The organism is Brenneria sp. g21c3, from assembly GCF_040240345.1.
In the GTDB taxonomy this organism is placed as follows: Bacteria; Pseudomonadota; Gammaproteobacteria; order Enterobacterales; family Enterobacteriaceae; genus Brenneria.
Window position 1 is genome coordinate 1 of the sequence record NZ_JBEIAB010000017.1, and the last position, 25,667, is coordinate 25,667.

At 56.0% G+C, this 25,667-nt stretch carries 21 protein-coding genes; 9 read left to right on the forward strand and 12 right to left on the reverse strand.

Features of this window, described 5'->3' with window-relative positions; genetic code table 11:
* Positions 1-122 precede the first annotated feature (122 nt).
* The 3 genes from ABRZ28_RS19435 to ompR form a co-directional block, all read right to left on the reverse strand.
* Complete coding sequence (locus ABRZ28_RS19435; protein ID WP_319605824.1) at positions 123-593, reverse strand: hypothetical protein; 471 nt, start codon at positions 591-593, stop codon at positions 123-125.
* A 314-nt stretch (positions 594-907) separates the two neighbouring features.
* Complete coding sequence (gene envZ, locus ABRZ28_RS19440) at positions 908-2,266, reverse strand: two-component system sensor histidine kinase EnvZ (protein WP_319605823.1); 1,359 nt, start codon at positions 2,264-2,266, stop codon at positions 908-910.
* On the reverse strand, positions 2,263-2,982 hold the full coding sequence (ompR, locus tag ABRZ28_RS19445; protein WP_005969424.1) for an osmolarity response regulator transcription factor OmpR: 720 nt from the start codon (positions 2,980-2,982) through the stop codon (positions 2,263-2,265). Before ompR ends, envZ begins: the two co-directional genes overlap by 4 nt.
* 381 nt (positions 2,983-3,363) lie before the next feature.
* On the opposite strand from ompR, the gene greB reads away from it, so the two are divergent.
* The 6 genes from greB to poxB all read left to right on the forward strand — a co-directional run bounded on the left by greB (position 3,364) and on the right by poxB (position 10,431).
* Positions 3,364-3,852 (forward strand): transcription elongation factor GreB, encoded by a 489-nt coding sequence (gene greB / locus ABRZ28_RS19450; RefSeq protein ID WP_319605822.1) that lies wholly within the window; start codon positions 3,364-3,366, stop codon positions 3,850-3,852.
* 149 nt (positions 3,853-4,001) lie between these two features.
* Positions 4,002-5,738, forward strand: coding sequence for a bifunctional ornithine lipid synthase OlsF (gene olsF, locus ABRZ28_RS19455; protein ID WP_330521219.1), 1,737 nt, complete (start codon positions 4,002-4,004; stop codon positions 5,736-5,738).
* A 274-nt stretch (positions 5,739-6,012) separates the two neighbouring features.
* Positions 6,013-6,780, forward strand: coding sequence for a MetQ/NlpA family ABC transporter substrate-binding protein (locus tag ABRZ28_RS19460; RefSeq protein ID WP_442878732.1), 768 nt, complete (start codon positions 6,013-6,015; stop codon positions 6,778-6,780).
* Between the two features lie 31 nt (positions 6,781-6,811).
* On the forward strand, positions 6,812-7,822 hold the full coding sequence (locus tag ABRZ28_RS19465) for a methionine ABC transporter ATP-binding protein (RefSeq protein ID WP_330521222.1): 1,011 nt from the start codon (positions 6,812-6,814) through the stop codon (positions 7,820-7,822).
* A 2-nt stretch (positions 7,823-7,824) separates the two neighbouring features.
* Positions 7,825-8,484 (forward strand): methionine ABC transporter permease, encoded by a 660-nt coding sequence (locus ABRZ28_RS19470; protein WP_319605818.1) that lies wholly within the window; start codon positions 7,825-7,827, stop codon positions 8,482-8,484.
* A 225-nt stretch (positions 8,485-8,709) separates the two neighbouring features.
* Complete coding sequence (gene poxB / locus ABRZ28_RS19475) at positions 8,710-10,431, forward strand: ubiquinone-dependent pyruvate dehydrogenase (protein ID WP_319605817.1); 1,722 nt, start codon at positions 8,710-8,712, stop codon at positions 10,429-10,431.
* Positions 10,432-10,570: 139 nt separating this feature from the next.
* Here poxB and ABRZ28_RS19480 read toward each other — a convergent pair whose 3' ends face one another.
* Positions 10,571-11,854, reverse strand: coding sequence for a citrate synthase (locus ABRZ28_RS19480; RefSeq protein WP_319605816.1), 1,284 nt, complete (start codon positions 11,852-11,854; stop codon positions 10,571-10,573).
* A 334-nt stretch (positions 11,855-12,188) separates the two neighbouring features.
* On the opposite strand from ABRZ28_RS19480, the gene ABRZ28_RS19485 reads away from it, so the two are divergent.
* On the forward strand, positions 12,189-14,516 hold the full coding sequence (locus ABRZ28_RS19485; protein ID WP_330521223.1) for a Tex family protein: 2,328 nt from the start codon (positions 12,189-12,191) through the stop codon (positions 14,514-14,516).
* Positions 14,517-14,632: 116 nt separating this feature from the next.
* Here ABRZ28_RS19485 and ABRZ28_RS19490 read toward each other — a convergent pair whose 3' ends face one another.
* The 6 genes from ABRZ28_RS19490 to bioH form a co-directional block, all read right to left on the reverse strand.
* Positions 14,633-14,998: an endonuclease domain-containing protein gene (locus ABRZ28_RS19490; protein ID WP_330521224.1), complete on the reverse strand. Its 366-nt coding sequence runs from the start codon at positions 14,996-14,998 to the stop codon at positions 14,633-14,635.
* Between the two features lie 203 nt (positions 14,999-15,201).
* Entirely contained in the window at positions 15,202-16,569 is a 1,368-nt protein-coding gene (locus ABRZ28_RS19495) for an ABC transporter permease (protein WP_330521226.1), read from the reverse strand.
* Positions 16,569-17,258 (reverse strand): ABC transporter ATP-binding protein, encoded by a 690-nt coding sequence (locus ABRZ28_RS19500; protein WP_330521227.1) that lies wholly within the window; start codon positions 17,256-17,258, stop codon positions 16,569-16,571. The genes ABRZ28_RS19495 and ABRZ28_RS19500 overlap by 1 nt, the downstream gene beginning before the upstream one ends.
* An 8-nt stretch (positions 17,259-17,266) precedes the next feature.
* Positions 17,267-17,872: a hypothetical protein gene (locus tag ABRZ28_RS19505; RefSeq protein ID WP_330521228.1), complete on the reverse strand. Its 606-nt coding sequence runs from the start codon at positions 17,870-17,872 to the stop codon at positions 17,267-17,269.
* Positions 17,873-17,881: 9 nt separating this feature from the next.
* Positions 17,882-19,627, reverse strand: coding sequence for an alkaline phosphatase (locus ABRZ28_RS19510; protein WP_319605810.1), 1,746 nt, complete (start codon positions 19,625-19,627; stop codon positions 17,882-17,884).
* Between the two features lie 78 nt (positions 19,628-19,705).
* Positions 19,706-20,506 (reverse strand): pimeloyl-ACP methyl ester esterase BioH, encoded by an 801-nt coding sequence (gene bioH / locus ABRZ28_RS19515; protein WP_330521229.1) that lies wholly within the window; start codon positions 20,504-20,506, stop codon positions 19,706-19,708.
* 45 nt (positions 20,507-20,551) lie between these two features.
* Here bioH and gntX point away from each other — a divergent pair, with 45 nt between their 5' ends.
* The gene (gntX, locus tag ABRZ28_RS19520; protein WP_330521230.1) at positions 20,552-21,253 is read left to right on the forward strand and encodes a DNA utilization protein GntX; all 702 of its coding nucleotides are present in this window, start codon (positions 20,552-20,554) and stop codon (positions 21,251-21,253) included.
* A 59-nt stretch (positions 21,254-21,312) separates the two neighbouring features.
* The gene (gene nfuA / locus ABRZ28_RS19525) at positions 21,313-21,888 is read left to right on the forward strand and encodes a Fe-S biogenesis protein NfuA (RefSeq protein ID WP_330521231.1); all 576 of its coding nucleotides are present in this window, start codon (positions 21,313-21,315) and stop codon (positions 21,886-21,888) included.
* A gap of 70 nt (positions 21,889-21,958) precedes the next feature.
* Here nfuA and ABRZ28_RS19530 read toward each other — a convergent pair whose 3' ends face one another.
* Both ABRZ28_RS19530 and malQ read right to left on the reverse strand, forming a co-directional pair.
* The gene (locus ABRZ28_RS19530) at positions 21,959-23,080 is read right to left on the reverse strand and encodes an FUSC family protein (protein WP_330521232.1); all 1,122 of its coding nucleotides are present in this window, start codon (positions 23,078-23,080) and stop codon (positions 21,959-21,961) included.
* 503 nt (positions 23,081-23,583) lie between these two features.
* Complete coding sequence (gene malQ, locus ABRZ28_RS19535) at positions 23,584-25,659, reverse strand: 4-alpha-glucanotransferase (protein WP_330521233.1); 2,076 nt, start codon at positions 25,657-25,659, stop codon at positions 23,584-23,586.
* Between the last annotated feature and the right edge of the window lie 8 nt (positions 25,660-25,667).

Here is a 25,667-nt window from a genome sequence, read left to right on the forward strand (position 1 = left end):
GTCGCCCTGAACCGTTTCCCAGATCCATAGGCCGCAGGCTTCAATTTTTTTCTTTCCCTGTGAAAACCAGCTATCGGGCGCGGCGGTAAAAAACGCCAGTGCGTGAGTGAGTTGCTGTCCCATCAGTTATTGCCTCCTGTTGTCGTACCCGACCATATATCAGACTCATCCAGCATCGATCGCCATGGCTCCCACAGCGGCTCGGGTTTGGGCGGCGGCAGTTCGTAACGCACGTTGCCGGGTTCGTCCGGTAGGTTTTCATGCCGCGCATAACCCTTTTCGTCCAACCGCCCCGTTATTACCGAGCCGCTTTCAAACGTCAGGGTATAAGCCGCGTGCGCGACGGGCGACAGCCGCTGAAACTGCGTCACCACCCCGTGAACCGAACGCGGCGGCGTGACGTCAGGCAGCGTGATGCCGCCCAGTTGCCTGCCCGGCGGATTGAAGGTAAAGGCGGCGGCCAGCAACAGCCCCTCGCTGACGCTGAAGGACTCCACGTCCAGGCCGGCGCAGCCAAAAACGGACAGTTGATAGCGGGCGAACGTGGCGGTTAACGAAGAAAAAGACGAGGGTATGGCGAAATTGCGCTCCATGCGGTTTCCTTTTCATGTCCATTGAGGAATTTTATGGCGCGCATTATGCCGAAAATATGATCAGATCGGCAAGGGGTTTTGATGAAGAAATATTTAAAATATGATTAAAAATCAAATTATTATCATGTAAATAATATTAATCATCACTATTATTAATGTAAGTGTATAAACGAAAACAATGGAATCTCATTCTGATGATAAGAAGGTTAATAACAACGCGCTACGCGAGGATAACGAACATAGCTGGGAGAGTAAGATTTTGTCGTGAGGGAGTGATCATCAAATTCAGGCGCGGCTCCCGCGCCTTATTCTTGCTATTCTTTCGCTGAACCACTGTGTGAATCAGCAAGTTCGGGCAGCAAAGGCAAATAAGCGCGAACACAAAGCCCGCCGCGTTCGCTGGTGCTGATATCCAACGCGCCGTTATGGGCATCAATAATTCGTTGCACAATCGCCAGCCCCAACCCCGTGCCGCTGGTGGTGCGCGCGCTGTCGCCCCGTACAAACGGCTGGAACAGGTGCTTTAACTGCTCGGGGTCAATTCCCTCGCCGTCATCCTCCACCTGAAACCAGGCGCGCTGCAATTCCCGGCCGGTACTGACCTTTATCCATCCGTTGCCGTAACGGGCGGCGTTGACCACCAGATTAAGCGCGGCGCGCTTAATCGACAACGGACTGACGCGGACGAGCAGTTCGCCCTCGCAGAACTCACTGTCGATCTGACGTTCATAACCGCTTTCATCGGCCACGACCTCGCCCATGATGGCATTGAGGTCGGCGACCTCCGTCTGCATTTCCTGGCCGGTGCGCAAATAGTCGATGAACTGTTCAATAATCGCATTGCACTCTTCAATGTCTTTATTGATGGATTCAGCCAGATAATCATCGTTCTTGTTCATCATCTCCGTCGCCAGACGGATGCGCGTCAGCGGCGTACGCAGGTCGTGGCTGACTCCCGCCATCAGCAGGGTGCGATCGTCAGCCAGCAGCTTCACGCCGGACGCCATCTGATTAAAGGCGCGGGTGACCGAACGCACTTCCGAGGCGCCATACTCACGCAACGGCGGCGGAATAATCCCTTTCCCAACCTGTAAGGCCGCGTGTTCCAGCTCAACCAGCGGTCGGTTCTGTACGCGAATAAACAGCCAGGCGCCGCCAATCACCAGCAGCATGATCGCCAGCGTATAGCGGAAAAGCGGAGAAAAATCCCCCTGATGAATTTCGGTTAACGGCACCCGCACCCAGATATCCGGCGACAGCCAGGTTTTCAACCACACGACCGGGGTATTTTTGCTTACCTCAACCCGCACGTCGGTGGGACCGCCCAGCTGTTGCGCCATCTGCTGGCTCAAAAACTTGTAATGCTGAGCCCAACGCAGGCCGCTCTCCTCCGCCGCGGCATTGGTATATAACGAAATACCCAGCTCACGGTAAATCTCACGTCGGAACGCCGGCGGCACTTCAAGCGTCGTGCCGTCCTCCAGTTGCAGGCTGTCGGTCATCAGCATTCTTACCTCGTAGGCCAGCACCTTATTGAACTGCTGCAAACTCGGTAAAATGGCGAAATTCAGCACCACCAGATAGGTGGTCACCAGGCTGACGAACAACAGCGTGACAATCAGTAACAGCGTCCGGGCAAATGAGCTGCGCGGAGAGAAGCGCCATCGCCTCATGCTTTACTGCCGTCCGGCACAAAGACGTAGCCCAGACCCCAAACCGTCTGGATATAGCGCGGGTGCGCCGGATCTTCTTCCACCATGCGGCGCAAACGGGAAATCTGCACGTCGATGGAACGCTCCATCGCGCTGTATTCGCGGCCGCGCGCCAGATTCATCAGCTTGTCGCGCGACAGCGGTTCCCGCGGATGGCTGACCAGGGCTTTAAGCACCGCGAACTCGCCGCTGGTCAACGGCATTGGCTCGTCATCACGGAACATTTCACGCGTTCCCAGATTCAGCTTGAATTTGCCGAACGCGATGATCGCCTCTTCCTGCGAGGGCGCGCCCGGCAGTTCATTGGCCTGACGGCGCAGCACCGCGCGAATGCGGGCCAGCAGTTCGCGTGGGTTAAACGGCTTGGGAATATAATCATCCGCGCCGATTTCCAGACCGACGATACGGTCGACTTCTTCCCCTTTCGCCGTCACCATGATGATGGGCATAGGGTTGCTTTGGCTGCGCAGACGGCGACAAATAGACAGACCGTCTTCCCCCGGCAGCATCAGGTCCAGCACCATCAGGTGAAAGGACTCGCGGGTCAATAAACGATCCATCTGTTCAGCATTGGCAACGCTACGTACCTGAAAACCCTGTTCGGTAAGATAACGTTCCAGCAGCGCGCGCAGACGCATGTCGTCATCTACAACCAGAATTTTATAGTTCTCTTGCATTCTCTTTCTCCAAAGGCGTAATAGCGCCGATGCCGCTATTGTTCAGAAACACACGAATTACTGACAGTCGTTTCTGGTATACATTCTAGGCAAAATTGTTACAAAGCATATTAAAATTCGTGTAATCAATCATTTCCTGTGACGTCTTGCCGTTACCTTGCCATAAATCCACCGCTATTCGCTATGCGAAGTCATGGCTCCAGCGTTATAGCGCTCACGAAATGCGTTAAATTCCGGCAAAATCATGCTAACCGATAGGGTTTGAAGACGTCAGACGAACGCACCCCGTCAGCTTATCCAGGCAAGCCCGGGAAACCAATATATCGGCAAGACTTGATATAATGTTCGCGAGTTCCCCAAATAGCATGAGATTGAGAACGAGTGAAAACAAAACTGATCACCCGCGAAGGATATAATAAGCTCAAGGCAGAACATGACCATCTCTGGAATGTGAAACGGCCCGAGATAACCAAAATTGTGTCGTGGGCGGCCAGTTTGGGAGATCGCTCTGAAAACGCCGATTACACCTACAACAAGCGTCTGTTGCGCCAGATCGACCGGCGCGTCCGATACTTAAGAAAGTGTCTGACCGAACTACAGATCGTCGACTATTCCCCTCAGCAGGACGGGAAAGTCTTCTTCGGCGCCTGGGTGGAGATTGAAAACGAAGAGGGTCAGGTAAAACGCTTTCGCATCGTCGGCCCGGATGAAATCTATGGTGAATCAAAGGATTATATTTCCATTGATTCGCCAATGGCGCGCGCGTTGTTGAAAAAGGAGGTCGACGAAGAGTTTACCGTCAATACGCCGGACGGTCTCAGGCAGTGGTTCGTCAATGCGATAACCTATACCAGATACGAAGAAGAATAGCGCGCGTCACGGCAATCATTCATTCCGCCTGCGCATTCGCAGCCAGGCGGCGTTAATGAGGAAATAATGTGAATATTATTTCTACGCTGACATAAAGGTGTCACCTCCATCCCTTACTTTTGGCAACGGTGGGTTACGGAGAACGACTTATGTTTAGCTTAGATGCCATTTTGCAAGATCTTGCCCCGCATCGCCATACGCCACCCTGGCAGAAAACCGTATTGCGTTCTCTGCTATTTGAAAATGAAATCCAGCAATTCGCTCAACGCTATCCGCATTTGAAAGGGTTGGATCTGGTTGAACAGATCCTCGACCATTTCAACTTCGCCTGTGAGATGGTCGAAGGGGATTTAGAAAACATTCCCAGTCAGGGCCCCGTGGTGCTGGTGGCGAATCATCCGATCGGTTCTCTCGACGGTCTGGCGTTGCTGCGCACGGTCGCTGGCGTCAGGCCCGATGTTCGTATCGTCGCCAGCCAGCTGCTCGCCTACGTTGAGCCGCTGAAAAACCTGTTCTTCCCGGTTGATAACTTCAATAACCGCACCAAACGCCGGCAGATTACCGCCATACAACAGCATTTGGATCACGACGGCGCGATTATTGTGTTCCCGGCCGGCGAGGTTTCCAGAATCAGCCTGCGGGGGATCCGCGACGGTCGCTGGCACAGCGGTTTTATCCGCATGGCCGGCAAAGCCCGCGCGCCGATCGTTCCCATACATATCAGCGGACGCAACAGCGTCCTGTTTTATTGCACCTCTCTTATCTACCGGCCGCTATCAACGCTGCTGCTGGTCAGGGAAATGTTTCATCAGGCCGGACACAGACTCAAGATCCGCATCGGCGCGCAGATTCCCTACGCCGGTTGGAGCCAGGGCCACCTACCGACTCACGATCTGGCGGCGCGTTTTCGCCGTCATGTTTACCGGCTGGGAAAAGGAAAACCCGGCTGTTTCGCCGCAGAAAAGCCTATCGCGCTGGCCGAGGATCGCGTGCTGTTAAAACATGCGCTGGCCGATTGCGAAACATTGGGCACCACGCCTGATGGTAAAAAGGTGTATCTGTATCGCCGGGGGGCGGAGGATTATGCGCCGCTGCTGCGCGAACTGGGACGACTGCGGGAAATCGCCTTTCGCGCAGTGGGCGAAGGCTCGGGCCAGCGGCGCGATCTGGATAGCTATGACGACGACTATCTGCATCTGATTCTGTGGGATGAGAATGCATTGGAAATCGTCGGCGCCTATCGCTTTATTCCCACGGCGGAGCAAATCGCCAGGAAAGGGAAAAACGGCCTGTACAGCCACAGCCTGTTCCATTACGGCGAAGAGATGCACCCGATCCTGGCATCCGGCATCGAACTCGGGCGCAGCTTCATCCAACCCAAATATTGGGGCAAACGGGGACTGGACTACCTCTGGCTGGGTATCGGCGCCTATCTGGCGCGCTATCCGCAGTGCCGCTATCTGTTCGGTCCGGTATCCCTGTCCGGCACGCTGCCGCCGGCGGCGCGGGATTTACTGATCGCATTTTACCGGCTGCATTTTGCGCCCGGCCAACCGCTGGCCCGCTCGCGCCGCCCTTATCCCGCATCGCTGCCCGATGTGCTGCAACAGTTTGCAGGCACTGATTACCAGCAGGATTTAACCCGGCTGAAAAGTATGCTCAGCAATATGGGATGCGGCATCCCCACGCTTTACAAACAGTATTCGGAACTCTGTGAACATGGCGGGGTGCAGTTCATTGATTTCGGTATCGATCCGGATTTCAATCACTGCATCGACGGATTGGTGTTAGTCGATCTCCGGCAGCTAAAACCGTCTCGCCATCAGCGTTACATCGCGCCTTTCATCCAGGCCAACGACGACGCCGATACGCAGCAGAAAAATTAAGACTACGCGACCGCTTCGGCGAGCCTGATCTGATGACGCGACAGGCTGCGCCGGATAAACTCTCCGCCCGTTCCAGCCGTAAATAGCAAACATCGCATTAGCAAAAAAACAGATAAGAAAACACCAAATTCATTGTTTTCAACCCATATCCCGCATGCTTGAATCGTCGATACGGTTTTCTCATCATCGCACCAATAGAATATTTCTATTATTTATCAGGATATAAAAAATGAAATGGCGTATCCCCACATTACTTTTTTCTGCCGTAGCCTTAATGAGTACCTTTACCGCACAGGGAGCCGACGCCGATAAAACACTGAAGCTGGGTTTTAATCCCGGCCCGTATAAAGAACAGTTTACTCAGGGGGTGGCGCCTTATTTACAACAGAAAGGCTATAAAATTGAATATCTTGATTTCAGCGACGGCATCCAGGTTAATCATGCGGTCAATACCGGGGATATCGACGCCAATATTATGCAGCACCCGGTATACCTGCAATCGGTAAACCAACGTCTGGGCATTGAGAATGTGGGCATCGTACAGGTGCCGACGCCGCCGATGGGGCTCTACTCCCAAAAACATCAGCGGGTGGATAAACCGGCGCCCGGCACCGTGATCTCGGTACCCAACCAGCCGTCGAACGAATATCGGGCGGCGCTGCTGTTGCAGGATTTAGGCTGGCTCAAGATTGCGGATAATGCGGAGCCGGCGACGTTCTCACAGAAAAACATCAGTGAAAACCCGTATAAAATCATTTTGAAAGAGATGGATAACGCGCAACAGGTGCGGGCATTGCCGGATGTCGACTACGGCGCCATTCAGGGCAATTTTGCGGTATCGAGCGGCATCAAGCTGAATTCCGCGCTGCAACTTGAGAACCCCACGCAGGGTTTTATTAACGTGGTGACGGTCGCCGGCAGAAATAAAGACGCGCAATTCGCCAAAGATATTATTGCCGGTTACCACTCGGCGGAATTTAAACAATACATCCAAAGTCATTCGCAGTATGACGGTTATCTGTTGCCCGATTATTTAAAGTAATGCTCCGGCGGAAGTTCATGAGTGAAAAATAATGATTGAGCTGAGAAATGTGAGTAAAACTTTTCAGCGTAAAGGGATCGCCGTTAACGCATTACAGGATATTCATTTACGCATAGAGAAGGGCGATGTATTCGGCATTATCGGCTACAGCGGCGCGGGGAAAAGTACGTTGCTGCGCATGATCAATACGCTGGAAACCCCAACCGCCGGCGAGGTTCTCATTAACGGCGTGTCGTTGGATACCCTGCATCGGCGTCAGTTAAGCGTCCTGAAAAGGGATATCGGCATGATCTTCCAGAATTTCAGTTTGCTGAGGTCGAAAACCGTCTTTCAGAACGTGGCGATGCCGCTCATTTTGGCGGGTAAGAGCAAGGCATTCATCCGCCAGCGGGTGGCCGAACTGCTGGCATATGTCGGTCTGGGCGATCGCGCCCGCAGCTATCCGAATGAGCTGTCCGGCGGCCAGAAACAACGCGTCGGGATTGCCCGCGCGCTGGCCATGAACCCGTCGATTCTGCTCTGCGATGAGGCGACTTCGGCGCTCGATCCGCAAACCACCGCGCAGATACTGCTGCTGTTAAAACGCATCAACCGCGAGTACAACATTACGATCGTGCTCATCACCCATGAAATGTCGGTTATCCAAAAGATCTGTAATAAGGTCGCGGTCATCGAAAAAGGCCGGGTGATTGAACAGGGCGCGGTGATTGAGGTGTTTGGTCGTCCCGCCCACCCCACCACGGTCAACTTCGTTCGCACGGTGCTTCAGGATCGTCTGCCCGACAGTCTGGCGCGGAGCCTCGATGCGCAAAGCGGCAAGCTGCTGCGCCTGGAATTCGTGGGACAGTCGGCCAGTCGACCGGTGATCTCCACCGCCATTAAACAATTCGACGTGGAGATCACCATTCTGTTCGCCAGCATGTCCGAAGTTCAGGACACCACGCTCGGCTTCATGATGGTGCTGTTAAACGGCAATGCCGAGCAGATAACACAGACCATGGATTATCTGGCCGCCGCCGGCGTGATTATTCAGGAGCCCTAGCCATGTTTGAAACCGCAATCACCGCCGATCAATTCATCCTGGCGCTGCACGACACGCTGGTGATGGTCAGCGTATCGCTGGCGCTGGGCTCGCTGTTCGGCATTCCGCTCGGTATTCTGCTGGTCGTCACCCGCCCCGGCGGACTGCTGCAAAGCCCGTTGCTCTACAACGTGCTGAACCCGCTGGTGAATATCATTCGTTCGCTGCCGTTCATTATCCTGCTGATCGCCATCCTGCCGTTAACGCGGCTTATCGTGAACACCACCATCGGGACGCCGGGCGCCATCGTACCGTTGATTGTCTTTATCGCCCCGTATATTTCCCGCCTGGTGGAAAACTCGCTGCTGGAGGTGGATGAAGGCATTATCGAGGCGGCCAAGGCGATGGGCGCCACGCCCTTACAGGCGATTTGGTATTTCATGCTGCCCGAAGCGCTGTCGTCGCTGATTTTAGCCCTGACCACCGCCACCATCGGCCTGATCGGCGCGACGGCCATGGCCGGCACCGTGGGCGGCGGCGGCATCGGCGATCTGGCGATCACCTATGGTTATCAACGTTTCGACACCTTCGCCACCGTCGCCACGGCGCTGGTGCTGATCGTACTGGTGCAACTGCTGCAATCGCTGGGAAACCATGTCGCCCGCCGCATTCGCCGTGAATAACCGACGACCGTCAAGCGCCAACCGACATCGGATTCCCGCCTCCCGGCGATTTAACCCGCCGGGAGACAAAACCCCGCTTCTGACCGTTATCCCGCCCTCTGACAACATCAGTTCACAATTTTAACCCACGCCTGACCGCCCCATCTGGCGTAATGGGTGTATGCTTTTTCAGTGGAATGATTCGTAATCAGGAAAAGAGCCATTCATTAAAAAAGGCGAAAAAGTATGAAACAGTCCGTTGCAGCTTTAGTAGCAAAAACGCTGGAAAGCGCAGGCGTAAAACGCATTTGGGGCGTCACCGGGGATTCGCTTAATGGGTTGAGCGATAGTCTGAACCGCATGGGTACCATCGAATGGATGCCCACGCGTCATGAAGAGGTGGCGGCGTTCGCCGCCGGCGCCGAAGCGCAGATTAGCGGCGAACTGGCGGTGTGCGCCGGCTCCTGCGGGCCGGGCAACCTGCATCTGATTAACGGTCTGTTCGATTGCCATCGCAATCATGTTCCGGTGCTCGCCATCGCGGCGCATATTCCTTCCAGCGAAATCGGCAGCAACTACTTTCAGGAAACCCATCCGCAGGAACTGTTTCGCGAGTGCAGCCACTACTGCGAGCTGGTTTCCAATCCGGAACAGCTTCCCCAGGTGCTGGGCATCGCGATGCGCAAAGCGATTCTCGATCGCGGCGTGTCCGTGGTGGTGCTGCCCGGCGATGTGGCGTTGAAGCCCGCGCCGGAAGAGGCTTCAGCGGCGTGGTATCCGCCGCAGCCTCCCCTTGTTCAGCCCAACGAAAGCGAGATCCGCAAGCTGGCCGAACTGCTGAACGGGGCGAAAAATATCACCCTGATGTGCGGCAGCGGCTGTGCGGGCGCGCATGATGAAGTGGTGCAACTGGCCGCCGCGCTGAAAGCGCCGGTGGTACACGCGCTGCGCGGCAAGGAATATATTGAATATGACAACCCGTATAGCGTCGGCATGACCGGTCTGATCGGCTTCTCATCCGGCTACCACGCGATGATGAACGCCGATACGCTGGTGCTGCTGGGTACGCAGTTTCCTTATCGCGCCTTCTACCCGGCCGACGCCGCCATCGTGCAGATCGATATCAATCCCGGCAGCCTCGGCTCGCACTGCCACCTCGACATGGCGCTGGTCGGCGATATCAAATCCACGCTGGACGCTTTATTGCCGCGATTAGAGGTCAAAACCCATCGCGCATTCCTCGACAAAGCGTTGAAACACTATGCCGATGCGCGCAAAGGGCTCGACGAACTGGCGACCGCCAACGATAAACAGGCGATCCATCCGCAATATCTGGCGCAACAGATCAGCCATTATGCCAGTGAAGACGCCATCTTCACCTGTGACGTGGGAACGCCGACCGTCTGGGCCGCGCGCTATCTGAAAATGAACGGCAAACGCCGCCTGATCGGTTCGTTCAGTCACGGCTCAATGGCCAACGCCATGCCGCAGGCGCTGGGCGCGCAAGCGATCGATCGCCAGCGTCAGGTTATTTCGCTGAGCGGCGACGGCGGCTTCAGCATGCTGATGGGCGATTTTCTGTCGGTCGCCCAGCTCAAATTGCCGGTGAAAATCGTGGTGTTCAATAATAGCGTGCTGGGTTTTGTCGCCATGGAGATGAAGGCCGGCGGTTATCTGACGGACGGCACCGAATTGGAAAATCCCAATTTTGCGGCGATCGCCAACGCCTGCGGCATTAAAGGCATTCGCGTGGAGAAAGCGTCTGAGCTGAACGCCGCTCTGGAAGAGGCGTTCGCCTTCGACGGCCCGGTGCTTGTCGACGTCATCACCGCCACCGAGGAGCTGGCGATGCCGCCGCAAATCAAACTGGATCAGGCCAAAGGCTTTAGTCTTTACATGCTGCGCGCCATCATCAACGGACGCGGCGATGAAGTGATTGAACTGGCGAAAACCAACTGGCTGCGCTAAAACCGCAGCGACTCATGCCGCGCATTTCAGCGCATCGGGAGAAAAACCGGAGTTGGGGTTCCCGCAGGGGCGCTTCGCTCCGGGCAGCCGAGCCTTGATCGTTCGGCGAGGGCTATCCTGTCCGTCGTGCGATCCGGCGTTATTTATCCAGTCTGGAGACGTAATCACGGCGCGGCTGGCCGGTATAAATCTGCGTGGGGCGATAAATCTTGAGCTCCCGCCCATGCATCTCATTCCAGTGAGCAATCCACCCCACCGTGCGGCCGACGGCGGAAATCACCGTAAACATCGATGACGGCAGCCCCATCGCCTTCAGAATGACCGCCGTGTAAAAATCGGCGCTGGGATAGAGCTTATGCTCCAGAAAGTACGAATCGGTGATGGCGATATGTTCCAGCTCAATGGCGACCTGTAGCAGGCTATCCTCCATTCCCAACTCGCTGAGCACGTCATAACAGGTTTTACGCAGGATGGCGGCCCGCGGATCAAAGTGATGATAAACCGAGTTGCCGAATCCCATCAGCCGCAGCGATGTTCCCCCCTCTTTTGCCCGGCGCACAAATTCGGGAATACGATCCACCGTTTTGATCTCTTCCAGCATACGCATGCAGGCTTCGTTGGCGCCGCCGTGCATCGGCCCCCACATTGACGCCAGTCCCGCCGCGATACAGGCGAACGGATTGGCGCCGGACGAACCGGAGGCCCGGACGGCCATGGTGGACGGACACTGACCGTGGTCGGCATGCAGGATCAGGATCCGATTCATCGCGTTTTCCAGCACCGGGTTCACCTCATACTTTTCCGCCGGAATGGAAAACAGCATATGCAGGAAATTGCCGGTATAGGAAAGCGAGTTGCGGGGATAAACGGCCGGCTGCTCGATAGAGTATTTGTAACACATCGCCGCCAGCGTCGGCATTTTCGACAACAGCCGGATGGCGGCCAATTCACGGTGCTCCGCGTTATCGATATCCAGCACGTCGTGGTAGAACGCCGCCAGCGCCCCCACCACCGCGCACATCAGCGCCATCGGGTGAGCGTCGCGCCGGAACCCGCTGAACATACGGCTAATTTGCTCATGGACCAGGGTATGACGGGTAATGTTATTGGCGAATTTGGCGTACTCTTCCTGCGAAGGCGCGTCGCCGTGCAGAAGGATATAACAGACTTCGGTAAAGTCGCATTGATCGGCCAGTTGCTCGACCGGGAATCCCCGATGCAGCAACACGCTGTCGGCGGCGTCAATGTAGGTAATGGCCGATTCACATCCCGCCGTATTGGCGAAGCCGGGATCGTAACTGCATAATCCTTTGTCGCCGAACGGGCGGATATCCACGCCATTTTTTCCCATCACCCCTGAACGAATATCCAGCGTGACATCGTCCTGTCCGTCAACTATCAGGGTGGACTTTCTTACTGTCATCGATATCTCTCCCGACCGAATTAGTCATCGTGGTTGTTATCTTTTGCCGGGGTCGACCCGCCATGCAACAACACTATTAAATACGCTAAAAACACAGCGTCGTTATAATAATTTTATGTAATATTGATTCAGATAAAATTTATCCTGCCCGTGTCGCCATGCGCGCCGGTTTACCGAGCGGCATATTTGAAGCTACCACAATCGCCGCCCCTTGTGGGAACGCTATCTCCCCCTTTTTTCTCAGACGGGTACGACTGGTATTTTCCGCCGTCAATCCGTATAACTGTCCTCCAGCTATTTAATCCATTAATTGATGACTATCGATATCAGACCTATGAATGATTCATTAAGCCAGATCATCGCCGGCGAATTGCAGGCCAGAACGGAGCAGGTCGACGCCGCCGTCCGCCTGCTGGACGAGGGAAACACGGTCCCTTTTATCGCTCGTTACCGCAAAGAGGTCACCGGCGGGCTGGATGATACCCAGTTGCGCCAGTTGGAAACCCGCCTGAGTTACCTGCGAGAACTGGAAGATCGTCGCCAGACAATTCTGAAATCCATCGACGAACAGGGCAAGCTGACCGACCAACTCGCCGGCGCCATTAACGGCACGCTGAGCAAAACCGAGCTGGAAGATCTCTATCTGCCCTACAAACCCAAACGCCGTACGCGCGGACAGATTGCGATTGAAGCCGGGTTGGAACCGCTGGCCGACGGACTATGGCAAGATCCCGCTCAGGAACCTGAGCAGGCGGCGCTCGCTTATGTCGACGCCGACAAAGGCGTGGCGGACGTCAAAGCCGCGCTGGACGGCGCACGCTATATTCTGATGGAGCGCTTCGCCGAAGACGCCGCGCTGCTGGCGAAAGTCCGTCATTACCTGTGGAAAAACGCGCATCTGGTCTCCCGCGTCATCGAAGGGAAAGAGGACGAAGGCGCAAAATTCCGCGACTACTTTGACCATCACGAGCCGATCGCCCAGGTGCCGTCCCACCGCGCGCTGGCGATGTTCCGCGGCCGCAACGAGGGGGTATTGCAGCTCTCGCTGAATGCCGACCCGCAGTTTGAGGAAGCGCCGCGCGAAAGCTACTGCGAACAGATCATCATCGACCACCTGAATCTGCGCCTCGGGAATGCCCCGGCCGACAGCTGGCGGCGCGCGGTCATCAGTTGGACCTGGCGCATCAAGATCCTGCTGCATCTGGAAACCGAACTGATGGGCAGCATCCGTGAAAAAGCGGAAGACGAGGCGATCAATGTCTTCGCCCGCAACATGCACGACCTGCTGATGGCCGCGCCGGCGGGCATGCGCGCCACCATGGGGCTGGATCCGGGTTTACGCACCGGGGTGAAAGTCGCGGTGGTGGATGCCACCGGCAAGCTGGTCGCCACCGACACCATTTATCCCCATACCGGCCAGGCCGCCAAAGCCGCCGCCATCGTTGCCGCCCTGTGCATCAAACATCAGGTCGAACTGGCGGCGATCGGCAACGGCACCGCCTCGCGCGAGACCGAACGCTTCTTCCTCGATACCCAAAAACAGTTCCCGGACGTCAAAGCGCAGAAGGTGATCGTCAGCGAAGCCGGGGCCTCGGTGTATTCGGCGTCGGAATTAGCCGCGCAGGAATTCCCCGATCTGGACGTTTCCCTGCGCGGCGCCGTTTCTATTGCCCGCCGCTTGCAGGATCCGCTCGCCGAGCTGGTGAAAATCGACCCGAAATCCATCGGCGTCGGTCAGTATCAGCACGACGTCAGCCAGAGCCTGCTGGCGAAAAAGCTGGATGCGGTGGTGGAAGACTGCGTTAACGCCGTCGGCGTCGATCTGAATACCGCCTCCGTCGCCCTGCTGACCCGCGTGGCGGGCTTAACGCGGATGATGGCGCAGAATATCGTCGCCTGGCGCGATGAAAACGGCCGTTTCCGCAACCGCGAGCAGTTGCTGAAAGTCAGCCGTCTGGGGCCGAAAGCCTTTGAACAGTGCGCCGGCTTCCTGCGCATCAATCATGGCGACAACCCGCTGGACGCCTCTACCGTTCACCCGGAAGCCTATCCGGTCGTGGAACGTATTCTGGCCGCCACCGAACAGGCGCTACAGGAACTGATGGGCAACCCCGGCGAGCTACGCAATCTGAAAGCGTCGGATTTCACCGATGAACGTTTTGGCGTTCCGACGGTGACCGACATTATCAAAGAGCTGGAAAAACCCGGCCGCGACCCGCGTCCGGAGTTCAAAACCGCCAGCTTCGCCGACGGCGTGGAGACCCTCAACGATCTGGTGCCGGGCATGATTCTGGAAGGCTCGGTGACCAACGTGACCAACTTCGGCGCCTTTGTCGATATCGGCGTCCATCAGGACGGGCTGGTGCATATTTCTTCTCTCGCCGACCGCTTCGTCGACGATCCGCACAAGGTGGTGAAAGCCGGCGATATCGTGAAAGTAAAGGTGATGGAGGTCGATCTGCAACGCAAGCGCATTGCGCTGACCATGCGGCTGGACGAACAGCCGGGGGAAACCGCCGTGCGTCGTAGCGGCGGCGCGCGCGAGAATAACGCGTCGGGCAACCGCCCGGCGGGTAAATCCCGTTCGCGCCAGACCAGCGCGCCGACGGCAGGCAACAGCGCCATGAGCGACGCGCTGGCCGCCGCGTTTAAAAAGCGTTGATCCGCGTCTGACCGACCCCACCCCAACCCTCCCCTTCGCAGGGGAGGGAGCAGGTTGGCGCGTCCCCCTGACAAGGGGGAGGCCGGGTGGGGGTCAAGCCATACGGCAAAAGCGATTCACTTACATGTGGAAGATGCCAGCATGTCGCTAATCAACATCAATACGCCATCGATATTCTGCATAATGTCGGTATTGGATATTCTCAACACGCGTAACCCCAGAGAACGGATATACGCATCCCGTAAGCCATCATACTCGCCGCCCTGCGCCGAAAAATGACTGTCGCCGTCGACCTCAATGACCAAATGGCGTTCAGCGCAATAAAAATCGACAATATAAATACCAATCCCATGCTGTCTTCTGAATTTTACGCCTAACTGGCGCTGCCGAATTGTCCGCCAAAGCCGACGCTCAGGTTCGGTAGGATTTTGCCGCAATTCACGCCTTAGTCCGGTTCGCTCACGCCGATTAAAAATATTCACCTGGCCCCACAGAAGAGAGGGGGTGCGATAGCAATCATGCCGTTTCTCATGCACTCAACGCCCATGATGATGACATGCCGCCAATCATGGGACAGCGACCAGCTAAAAACGATAATGACGCCGCAAAGATGCAAAGCGCTACGCATAGGTTATTCTGGCTTGCGCAGGGACAACACCTTATCGCCGAAGCCGGATCCAGGCCATCATTCCCCCCGCAACGCCACCGCGGGCGACTGGCGGTAAGCCAGCAGCGCGGGAACGGTCAGCACCGCCGCCGCAACCAACAGCAGGATCAGCACGAACATCCCGTCATCCTGTTCCAGCGTGACGGGCAGCACAAAGCCGCTCTTTTCGCTCATCATCAGCGCAATCGCCCTTGCGGCGGCATAACCGATACCGACCCCCAACAGCACCCCGACGCTGACCAGCGACATCAGCCCGCACCAGATGAGCGCGAAAATGCCATAACGCGGCGCGCCGAACGCCCGCAGCGCGCCGATTTGCCTTTGCCGTTGTTTAAGATGAATCACCGCCACCATCGCCACCGCCACGCCGACCAACGCCTGCGTACCCAGCGAGATGTAAGCCAGCAGTTGCCGGATATCGCCCAGAATGGCGTACAGCTTCACCAGCACTTCACCGGGAAACACCGCCTGGGTCGTGTTGCTGCGGTACAGCGAACGCAGTTGGTATGCGCCGGCAATCGTCTTGGGTTTCACCACAATGGCCGGCACCCCCGCCGGGTGATGATGTTCATCGGCGTGTTCCGCGGTGCCTGCATGTTGCGCTTCATCATGGCGTTCGCCAGCCCCATGCTGTTCATCAACATGATGATCGTCGGCCTCGTGTTCATCGCCATGATGTTCATCGGCGTGGGGGTCGTCATGATGATGGTCGTCATCATGGCGCTCGTGCGCGTCGTGAGCCGATTCATCCTCATGGCGGTCATGCGGCGGATGGACGCCATGCACCAGCCACACCGCGTTAACCGGCACCAGAATCGCTTTATCCCAGGCGCTGCCGTCCGCAGGTAACATGCCGACCACGGTATAGGTTACGTCTTCATGCGCGTGCGCGCCCTCGGCGCCGATCTGTCCGTGGACCGGGCTGAACGTATCGCCCAGCGCCAAACCGGTATTCGCCCCCACCACCGCTTCAAAATTCTGCTTAAATAGTCGGCCGGCCGTCAGCTTGCGCTTGCCGTTGTCCGTCACCAGAGGCGCCGTGGTACCCACAATCGGCATGCCTTGATAGAAATCGCCGAACGCCACCGGCGCCGCCCAGGCCACCAGCGGATTGTTAGCCAGATCGTCCAGTAGTTGCGCGGGGATCAGCGTCAGGGCCGAGGGTTGCAGGAAAACCGACGACAGCACCAGTTGCGTTTCGCTGCCCGGCGCGCCGATCACCAGATCAAAACGCTCCGCCGCTTTTGCGCTGCCCATGCGCAACGCCCTCTCCTGTAAGCTGACGGAAATACTTAACGCCGTCGCCGTCGCTATCAGCAACACCACCACCAATACGCCCGGCCATAATCGGCGCCAGTCAACCCAAATCAAACGCCATGGGATCATTATTCCGTCTCCTGTCGAGCGCGGTCCGAGACCAGTCGCCCCTTCTCCAGTTGCAGACAACGCGTCATCTGCGATGCCAGACGCTTATCGTGGGTAATGGCGATCAGCGTGGCGTTATTGCTGCGCGCCAGCGTGGCCAGCAGATCGGCGATTTGCTCGCCGCTGCGCGCATCCAGACTGGCGGTCGGCTCGTCCGCCACAATGATTTGCGGCGCGCTCAATAACGCCCTTGCCACGGCGACCCGCTGCTTCTCGCCGCGAGACAATACTTCCACCGGCCGATTGCCGGTCGCCAGCCCGACCTGCGACAGCAAATCGATGGCGCGTTGCTTCAGCGCCGCCGGGATACGCCAATAATGAAAATGCGCGGGCAGCAGAACGTTTTCCAACGCGCTGATGCCGGGAAATAAATGGAAATCCTGCATCACCAGCCCGACGTGTCCGGCACGCCAGCGATCGCGCCCGGCCTCATTCAGTCGCCGGATATCCTGCGGCCCCCAGAACACGCTGCCGACGCCGCTGTTATCCATACCGGTAATGGCATTCGCCAGCGTGGTTTTTCCTGAACCGGAGGGGCCCATTACCGCCACCTGTTCTCCCGCGGCGATATGCAGCGCCGGGATATCCAGCACCGCATCCGAGGTATCGGGGAAAGTGACATTCAAGCCCTGAATCAGTAGCTCAGCCATGGTTACTCCTACAAGGTATCGAATGTCGCGTCGCGCAGGCGCAGCAGGCTGACGAAGCCGGTTTCCGGATCGGTCCATGAGCCATACTCCAGCACGCCTTCCACGGCAATCATCGCGTTGTTCTGCACGAAGGTTTGCCGCCTGGCGAGATAAATCACGACGATGTCTTCCGGCCAGTCGGCATCAGAGGAACAGAAAGGACACAAGGCCATCGGCATTTTGGTTAACACGAAGAATTGCGATTCGGCTTTCAACGGCGGCGCCATAAAGCCGCGCATCGCGACCCGCTTGCCGGCTAACGTTTTGACTTGATCCGAAAACTCCAAACCCAGTACGCCATAAGACGAGTAAAGCCGGTCGAAGGCGAGTTCGGACGCCGCCGCGTTGGCTCGCGCCGACAGCGCCGACAGCACGATCAGCGAGATGATTTTCAACCAGATAGATAGCGCGCTTGCTGGAGAACTCGCCGTCGGAGATTGCCCCCACCCCAGCACTCTCCCTCGCAGGAGAGTTGCGGTGCCTCCCCCTGCAAAGGGGGAGGCAGGGAGGGGATCATGCATAGCACCAAACGCTGGCAGGGTCTCCCCCGTCGGATTGCCATTGAACTTAATCATGGCGATCCGTTACTTTTTATCCTGCGCTTTCAGCGCCAGCGCATCCACCATCACCCGGAACAGGTCGGTGTTTTCCATATAGCCCCGAATCCGCTCCGCGCCCGGGCCGCTGGCCTGAATCACCATATCGTCAACCGAGTGAACGCCGGTGTCGGAAGAACGCGGCAGAATACCTTCGCGGAACACCGCGCCCGGCACTTTTTCATACGCTTTGTTGGCGACGTACTGGTCTTTTTCGTTCTTAATCGCGGGGACGAAAGTGCCATCCAGTTTCGGCCGGAAGGTTTCGTAATAATCAGGATAGTTATTGAAGAACACCGCCAGACGTTTAGAGACATTCACGTCATCCGGATAGCCGTCTTTATCGGCGTCCTGATAGTTCGGATAGCCGGCATCCTCATACACGCCGACTTTCTCGCGCATTTCCGTCCCCGGCTTGTCGTCATCCACCGTACCGATGATGGAAATGCCGTGCGTATGGTCGCCCGTCACGATGATCAACGTGTCCGGATTTTTCTCCACAAACTTCTGCGCGATCGCCACCGACTGATCCAACATGATGGTGTTATAGAACGCGCGTTCCCAATCCAGCGGGTGCGAAGCCTTATCGATCAGCGCGGATTCCACCATCAGGAAGAAACCGTCCTTGTTTTTAGACAGCACGTCCAGCGCCGCCTGGGTCATTTCGGTCAGATCCGGCTGGTTGGGGAATTTTTTGCTGACGTCGTTCTTCAGCAAGCGGCGATCCAGCACGCCATCCATATTGCCGGTATGGAACAGCCCCAACAGTTTGGTGGCCTGAGACGCATTCTTCTTCAGCGCATCCGCGTCGGTCACCAGCGTGTAGCCGTCCTGCCGGAATTTTTCCACATAGTTATTTTCGTCTTTGCGTTTGGAACCCGGCGTGCTCTTCGGCAGAAAATAGGCCGAGCCGCCGCCCAGAATCACGCTGGGCTTGACGTTGTGAAACATTTCGACGATTTCGGCTTTGTCCGCGCGACGACGGGTGTGGGACACGACGGCAGCCGGGGTGGCGTCTTCAATCTCGGCATCGCTGACTACGCCGACGGACATGTTGGTCGAACGGGTAATCAATTCGCCCAGCGTTTCCTGTTTCGGATGATCCAGCGAATTTTTGCTACGGCTGACGTAAACGCCCAGCGCATTCACCCCGGATTTATGGCCGGTCATATAGGCGCTCATGGTATTGGCGCTGTCCGCCGCGATGGAGTCGGTGCTGGAGGTGCCGGCGAACGCCATGTATTGCAGGTCGTCAATCGCCAGACGTCCGTCGGCCTTCCCTTCGGTAATGCCTTTGGAGAGCAGACGGGCGCCGGTGCGGTGCGCCACCGACAGACCGTCGCCGATAAACAGGATCACATTCTTGGCTTTCCGCGTGTCGGGCGTCTGATAGACATCCCACGTCACTTCAGCATTTTTCCCTTTGGCCTGCGCCTCCACGACGTATTTACCCGCCGTGGGCAAATTCACATCCCGCACCCAAACGGCGGAGGCGTTCTCGCCATCTTCGCGTTCGACAAAGGTGGCTGACTTGCCGAATACCTGCTGATAGTCTTTGCCGTTGATCAGGATACGAATATCGTCCGGCTTTAATACTTCGTCAAACTCAACCTTAAAATCGAATTTTCCACCCGCCAGCATCGTCGCGCGATCGATCGGGTAAATGGCTTGTGCCTGAAGCATTCCTGGCAATGCGGAAACAAACAGTAAGGGCAGTAACCAACGAGCTTTCATTGTGATGTCCTTGGATTGGATATTAGCAGGACATACCGTAGTTACTTTTTTTTACAGTTTGATGAACGTTGACAGCATTTAAGGCGTCTGCTCACATCCGCCGGCCACGTCCGGCCGCCGGCTAAACGCCAGAATCTGTTCGATGAACTCGTCAGGGTGGGAAATAAAGGGCGCATGCGCGGCTTTCGGCACCACCACCGAGGCGGAGCGCGGCCATAACCGATCCAACAACCCGGCCACCCGGCGCGGCACCAGCCCATCCAGCGCGCCATAGATCCGCAGTAAAGGCACGCTCAGCGCCGTCATCGGTTGACGTAGATCCGCCTGACGCAGGATCTCCAGCCCCCCGTTCAGCACCTCGACCGGCGGCATGGCCTGCTCCAGCACCACGCGCTTCAACAAACGGGCATCCTGCCGGGCGCTGGCCGTCCCCAGCGTTTGCAGCGCCAGAAAACGTTCGACGGTGCGCTGGAAGTCTTCGCTGAGCTGCTGCTGGAATCCGTGCAACACTTCCGATTTAATGCCGGGCCACTCATCTCTGGCGCTAAAACAGGGAGAGGAGGCGACGGTGATCAACCCGTTCACCCGCTGAGGCGCGCTTAATGCAACCCGGCTGGCGACCAGTCCGCCCAGCGACCAGCCCAGCCAGATGGCGCGTTCAGGCGCCTGAGCCAGCAGCGTTGCCGCCATCTCCTCCAGCGACAGCGCGCCGAATCCCCGGCTTCTGCCATAGCCGGGCAGATCCACCAGATGCAGACGAAAATGCGGCGCCAGTCGCGGCGAAATGCAATGCCATACCTGCGCATTCAGCCCCCAGCCGTGCAGCAGCACAAGATCCGTGTTGCCTGCGCCTTCAGTCTGCCAATACAACGATTTCATCAATTATCATCCTGCTTTAAGGAAAATTATCTCAGGGAAGCGCCTATGTTAACCATCGCGGCACACTGCTGGCTATGCCGCCTGCCCCTTTATCACAGCCGACACGGGATTTGCTCTTTCTGTCAGCGTCATTTGCCGGCCCTGCCGCCATGTTGTCCGCGCTGCGGTCTGCCGAGCGGCGATCCCGCCGGACAGTGCGGCCGCTGCCTGCAAAATCCGCCGCCCTGGCAAAGCCTGACGTTTGTCAGCGACTATATTCCGCCGCTGAACACGTTGGTGAAGCTGCTTAAGTTTCACGGTAAAACGGAACTGGCGCCGGTTCTGGCCCGTCAGCTCTTATTGCGCTGGCTGACAAGCTACCGTGAGCGCGCGTTGCCGGCGCCGTCTTCGCTGTCGCGGCCGGATCGCCTGGTGACCGTGCCTTTACACCAACGGCGTCACTGGGCGCGCGGTTTTAATCAGACCGAACTGTTAGCCCGACCGCTGGCGCGCTGGCTAGCCTGTACTTATGAGCCTCAGGCGCTGCAACGCCTGCGCCAAACCCGGCTTCAACAACAGCTTAGCGCCGGAGAACGGCGGAAAAACCTACAGGGCGCTTTTGCCTGTAATGCGATATTGACGGGGGAACAGGTGGCGTTGCTGGATGATGTGGTGACGACCGGCAGTACGGCGGCGGAAGTCAGCCGGGTATTGCTGGCCCAGGGAGCGGCGAGCGTTCAGGTCTGGTGTTTGTGCCGAACCTTGTAGTTGGCGGGAGGATGGGCGTATTATAACCGATAAGTATGATCAACATTGAGTTTAACATTATGATCCGTATTACCGACGCTGCTCAGGAACACTTTGTAAAATTGCTGGCGAAACAGGAAGAAGGCACGCAAATCCGTGTTTTCGTCATCAATCCCGGCACGCCCAACGCGGAATGCGGCGTGTCCTACTGTCCTCCGGATGCGGTTGAAGCCAGTGACACTGAACTGAAATTTGAAAAAATTTCAGCTTATGTGGACGAACTCAGTGCGCCGTATCTGGAAGATGCCGAGATCGATTTCGTTACCGATCAACTGGGTTCCCAGCTGACGCTGAAGGCGCCTAACGCCAAAATGCGTAAAGTCGGCGACGACGCGCCGTTGATCGAGCGCGTGGAATACGTACTGCAATCGCAGATCAACCCACAGCTGGCGGGCCACGGCGGCCGCGTTACGCTGATGGAAATCACCGATGACGGACTGGCGATTCTGCAATTCGGCGGGGGTTGCAACGGTTGTTCCATGGTCGACTACACGCTGAAAGAAGGGATTGAGAAAGAATTACTGGAAAAATTCCCTGAGTTGAAGGGCGTGCGCGATCTCACCGAGCACCAGCGCGGCGAGCACTCCTACTACTGATCCGGCGCTTTCCGGTTATTGAGAGCCGGTTCCCGGTCGCCGGGTTGACGCCCGGCGCTTCAATGCCTTGCTATTGCCCTTTGTGCGGTATCAGATGAAAATGTTTGTTCTCGCACTCGTCTTTCATCGCATACAGCAGTTCAATCAGCGTATCCAGTCGATCGATAATTTTCATGCCTAAATAGAAGTAGCCGTAAATCTGATTTTCTACCGCCAAATCCTGTTGTTGCGCATTTTCCGGCTGATTGCAGGTGATTTTTTTCAGCTCAAGCATCACCTCGTCTTTAAATTCGCGATAATGGAATTTCTTCATTCCCTCCGTATCTCTGATATTGTCGCGAATAAAGGATTCCAACATAACGAAGCGGTACTGAATGGCGTTATTGACTTGCGCGGACAACGAGGTTCTATTAATAATTTTATGACTGACCTCGCACTCCCAATAGGCCATTTCTATTAATACCAGATAGGAGGTGAGATCCTGAATGCACGCCTGAACACTGGCATAAACTGATTTATCAACCTTGGTTTCTTTCTGCGCAGGGCCAGACAGCTTGATAATATCCGCGACAATCTTCTTGTTTTTTATATTTAAGCGGCGCAAATCCAGTTTAGTGAAAATGTTCCTCGACAGATTGGCGGCATAAAGCAGATGTAAATTCGAGATAAGCTTGAATAACTCAATATCCCAGTGAATACTCGCCTTATGTGGAAATATGCTGGAAAAAATCACCGCTATCAGACAACCGATAAAGATATCGGATATCCGCCACAGGGCGATATCCAGATTCCCTTCCGTGGCGGTCACCACCACCGATAGCGAAATCCCGATAAGAATCGCGGCATAAGGTACTTTACTCAACACCAGATAACCACAGGTGAATATGCCCATCGCGATGGGGATCAGCGCTAAAAAAGCATTATATTTGCCGATATAAAAGGAAGCGATACTGAAAAAAATCCCTATCAGCGTCCCCAGAACACGCTGGATGGCCCGCGGATAAACACTGCCTTTATAGGACATCGGCCCCATTATCACGACCAGCGTGATAAATATCCATGATACATCTTCTATGGTTTTGATCTTTGAGAAAATCAGCAAACAGCAAAGGAACGCCATCGTCAGCCGTATCGCATGCGAAACTCGATAATAACGGTATTGTATATTTTTTATTTTACCTTCTATTTTCATGACGTTTTTCTTGTAAAATTAAAATGGCGATAACAATCAAAGCGGCAATTGACACAATCGCAATAAATAATGAATCAAACGAAAACAAATGATGATCATATTTAACCATCACTAACGACAACGCCAATAAAATAAAGGCGCTGAATTTTATACATTCCTTGGTGAAATTGGTTCTCTTATATCGCAGATCGGATAAACAGTGCGGACAGGTAGATTGTTGAAGCGTAACCAATCTTCCGCATTTCGGACAACTATGATATGACATAATTATTACCCCGTTTCACCCCCATTATTCTTATCAGGTAAAACATATTCCTTATGAAAATGATGCGCCATGTAACGCATGCAATCAAACGTAACTTTTTATTTCATTCCGCCCGTTACGCCGCCGTCCGTCGCATCGCGAAGTATGGGCGTTCAATATCGGCTACAAACCGCGTTTTCACTGAAGATCATGCCCGGCTCAATACCCGAGCCAGGCATAATCATCAGGGGAGTACAGGCTATTTGACCGGCGCGCCGCGCCGCAGATCGATGTCGCGAATCAAACGTTCCAGATAGCGATCGGCAAAGATCGATTCCAGCGTACGGCTCAGTTTGCGCCGCCAGTTCGGATATTCCCGATGGGTTCCCGGCACGTTCACCGGGGCGGACATATCCAGCCAGTCTTCCAGTTGAAATCCCACCAGGGCGCTGGCGCTGTCCGCCATGTAACGCTGAACGCCCCGGTTAAGCGGCGCGCCCATGGTCGTCAGCGATGAATTACGCCCCACCCTTTGCGGCAACAGTCCGTGCTGGTGCAGGGCATTCAGTAGTCCCTGTTTCGATTTTTCGCGCAGATAAAGCTGTTGTTGCCACACCGCAGCGCTCGGATATAACCCCAAATCCCTGCCCAACGATAAATCCACCGCCTGCCAATAACCACGCAGCGTGGGGAGATCGTGAGTGGTAATGGTCGCCAAAGCCTGGCGAGGATACGTGTCGGGCGAACGGAAGCGGTATTTTTCATCGTGTTCAAAGAACAATACTTTATAGGAATAAATACCAAAATCATGCAGCTTGTCGACGATCTCCGGCGGCACCGTACCCAAATCCTCACCGATCACCAGGCAGCGGTGCCGCTGGCTTTCGAGCGCCAGTATCGCTAACAGGTCGTCCAGCGGGTAATGCACATAGGCGCCGTTAGCGGCCGGTTCCGCCTTTGGTATCCACCACAAGCGCATTAATGCCATCACATGGTCGATGCGCAGCGCGCCGCAGTTCGCCATATTACTGCGCAGCACATCAATGAAGGGCTGATAACCCCGTTGCTGCATCATATTGGGATTCATGGGAGGGAGCTGCCAGTTTTGCCCCTGCGGCCCCAGCGGATCCGGCGGCGCGCCGATAGCGGCATCCAGACAATATAGCTGCCGTTCATCCCAGGTCTCGGCGCCGCCCAGAGCAACGCCGACCGCTAAATCGCGATACAGCCCGATAGGCAGGCCCAGTTGCTTACTGTGCGAAAAACACTCCGCCAATTGTTCATACGCCACCCATTGCAGCCAGCAATAAAACGTAATCTCATCGGCGTGCTCATGGCGAAACGATTTAACGGTCTCGCCGTGAACATCATGATAGCAGGCCGGCCACTGTAGCCAATCGGTATAATTTTCGCCCCGACGCTTCAAATGAGCCTGTAGCGCATCGAACGTCGCCTGCAACTGCAAACTCTGTCCGCCGTTGACCATAAACTGGCGAAAAGCGCTGATGCGCGGATCCAGCACGCTGCGGGTATTAAAATAGCGAAAAGCCAGGCGTAATGCGTGCAGCTTGAGCGTGATGACCGGTTCATAATCGACCCAACGCTCGGCGCGCAGGGCCGCCACCGTCTGTTGCGTGTCATCCTGCAACCACCAGAGCTGCGCCTCCGGGCTCTGCTGAAAATCGTCCACCCGATTGACGTCGATATAAATAATATTCAGCCAATGACGGGAAGAAGGGCTGTATGGGCTTGCCGCTGCGGGAACCGCCGGATACAGCGAGTGAAGCGGGTTCAGACCGACAAACGCCGCGCCGCGCCGGGCGACCTCTTCCACCAACCGGCGCAAATCGCCGAAATCGCCCACGCCCCAGTTATTCTGCGACCGCAGGGTATAAAGCTGCACGGTCACGCCCCACCAGCGCTTGCCCTGTAGCAGCGCTTCCGGTTCGTAACAACGATGAGGGGCGATGATGATTCGACAATTCCAGCGCTGTTGGTCTTGCGTTAGCGTGAGGTGGTGATAGCCCAAAGGCAGTTTGGCCGGGAGAGTCAGGCGCGTGCCGCCGGTTACTTCTCCTTGAACCTGGCCGCCGTTTTCATACATCAGCGTCCAGTGAAATTCCCCGTTGCCGGCCAATCCGATGACGGCATCCTGCCCCTGAAGAAAAACGCTTACCGGCGGCAACGGCGCACTGCCGCTGTCGGCGAGATCCATCATCGCCAGCAATCGGTTACGAATCGACGCGTCAACAACGTGTTCTTCGCCATAAGCATCCGTGTATCTTTCTGCAATACCCACCGATTGAATTGCCGAATTGCCCGCCTTGAATGCCATCTTGCTTT

What these genes read in the sequence shown, in the direction of transcription:
- ABRZ28_RS19435 (WP_319605824.1), bottom strand. Translation starts at nt 593, where the DNA reads ATGGAGCGCAATTTCGCCATACCCTCGTCTTTTTCTTCGTTAACCGCC.
- envZ (WP_319605823.1), bottom strand. Translation starts at nt 2,266, where the DNA reads ATGAGGCGATGGCGCTTCTCTCCGCGCAGCTCATTTGCCCGGACGCTG.
- ompR (WP_005969424.1), bottom strand. Translation starts at nt 2,982, where the DNA reads ATGCAAGAGAACTATAAAATTCTGGTTGTAGATGACGACATGCGTCTG.
- olsF (WP_330521219.1), top strand. Translation starts at nt 4,002, where the DNA reads ATGTTTAGCTTAGATGCCATTTTGCAAGATCTTGCCCCGCATCGCCAT.
- ABRZ28_RS19460 (WP_442878732.1), top strand. Translation starts at nt 6,013, where the DNA reads ATGAGTACCTTTACCGCACAGGGAGCCGACGCCGATAAAACACTGAAG.
- ABRZ28_RS19465 (WP_330521222.1), top strand. Translation starts at nt 6,812, where the DNA reads ATGATTGAGCTGAGAAATGTGAGTAAAACTTTTCAGCGTAAAGGGATC.
- ABRZ28_RS19470 (WP_319605818.1), top strand. Translation starts at nt 7,825, where the DNA reads ATGTTTGAAACCGCAATCACCGCCGATCAATTCATCCTGGCGCTGCAC.
- poxB (WP_319605817.1), top strand. Translation starts at nt 8,710, where the DNA reads ATGAAACAGTCCGTTGCAGCTTTAGTAGCAAAAACGCTGGAAAGCGCA.
- ABRZ28_RS19480 (WP_319605816.1), bottom strand. Translation starts at nt 11,854, where the DNA reads ATGACAGTAAGAAAGTCCACCCTGATAGTTGACGGACAGGACGATGTC.
- ABRZ28_RS19485 (WP_330521223.1), top strand. Translation starts at nt 12,189, where the DNA reads ATGAATGATTCATTAAGCCAGATCATCGCCGGCGAATTGCAGGCCAGA.
- ABRZ28_RS19495 (WP_330521226.1), bottom strand. Translation starts at nt 16,569, where the DNA reads ATGATCCCATGGCGTTTGATTTGGGTTGACTGGCGCCGATTATGGCCG.
- ABRZ28_RS19500 (WP_330521227.1), bottom strand. Translation starts at nt 17,258, where the DNA reads ATGGCTGAGCTACTGATTCAGGGCTTGAATGTCACTTTCCCCGATACC.
- ABRZ28_RS19505 (WP_330521228.1), bottom strand. Translation starts at nt 17,872, where the DNA reads ATGATTAAGTTCAATGGCAATCCGACGGGGGAGACCCTGCCAGCGTTT.
- ABRZ28_RS19510 (WP_319605810.1), bottom strand. Translation starts at nt 19,627, where the DNA reads ATGAAAGCTCGTTGGTTACTGCCCTTACTGTTTGTTTCCGCATTGCCA.
- bioH (WP_330521229.1), bottom strand. Translation starts at nt 20,506, where the DNA reads ATGAAATCGTTGTATTGGCAGACTGAAGGCGCAGGCAACACGGATCTT.
- gntX (WP_330521230.1), top strand. Translation starts at nt 20,552, where the DNA reads ATGTTAACCATCGCGGCACACTGCTGGCTATGCCGCCTGCCCCTTTAT.
- nfuA (WP_330521231.1), top strand. Translation starts at nt 21,313, where the DNA reads ATGATCCGTATTACCGACGCTGCTCAGGAACACTTTGTAAAATTGCTG.
- ABRZ28_RS19530 (WP_330521232.1), bottom strand. Translation starts at nt 23,080, where the DNA reads ATGAAAATAGAAGGTAAAATAAAAAATATACAATACCGTTATTATCGA.
- malQ (WP_330521233.1), bottom strand. Translation starts at nt 25,659, where the DNA reads ATGGCATTCAAGGCGGGCAATTCGGCAATTCAATCGGTGGGTATTGCA.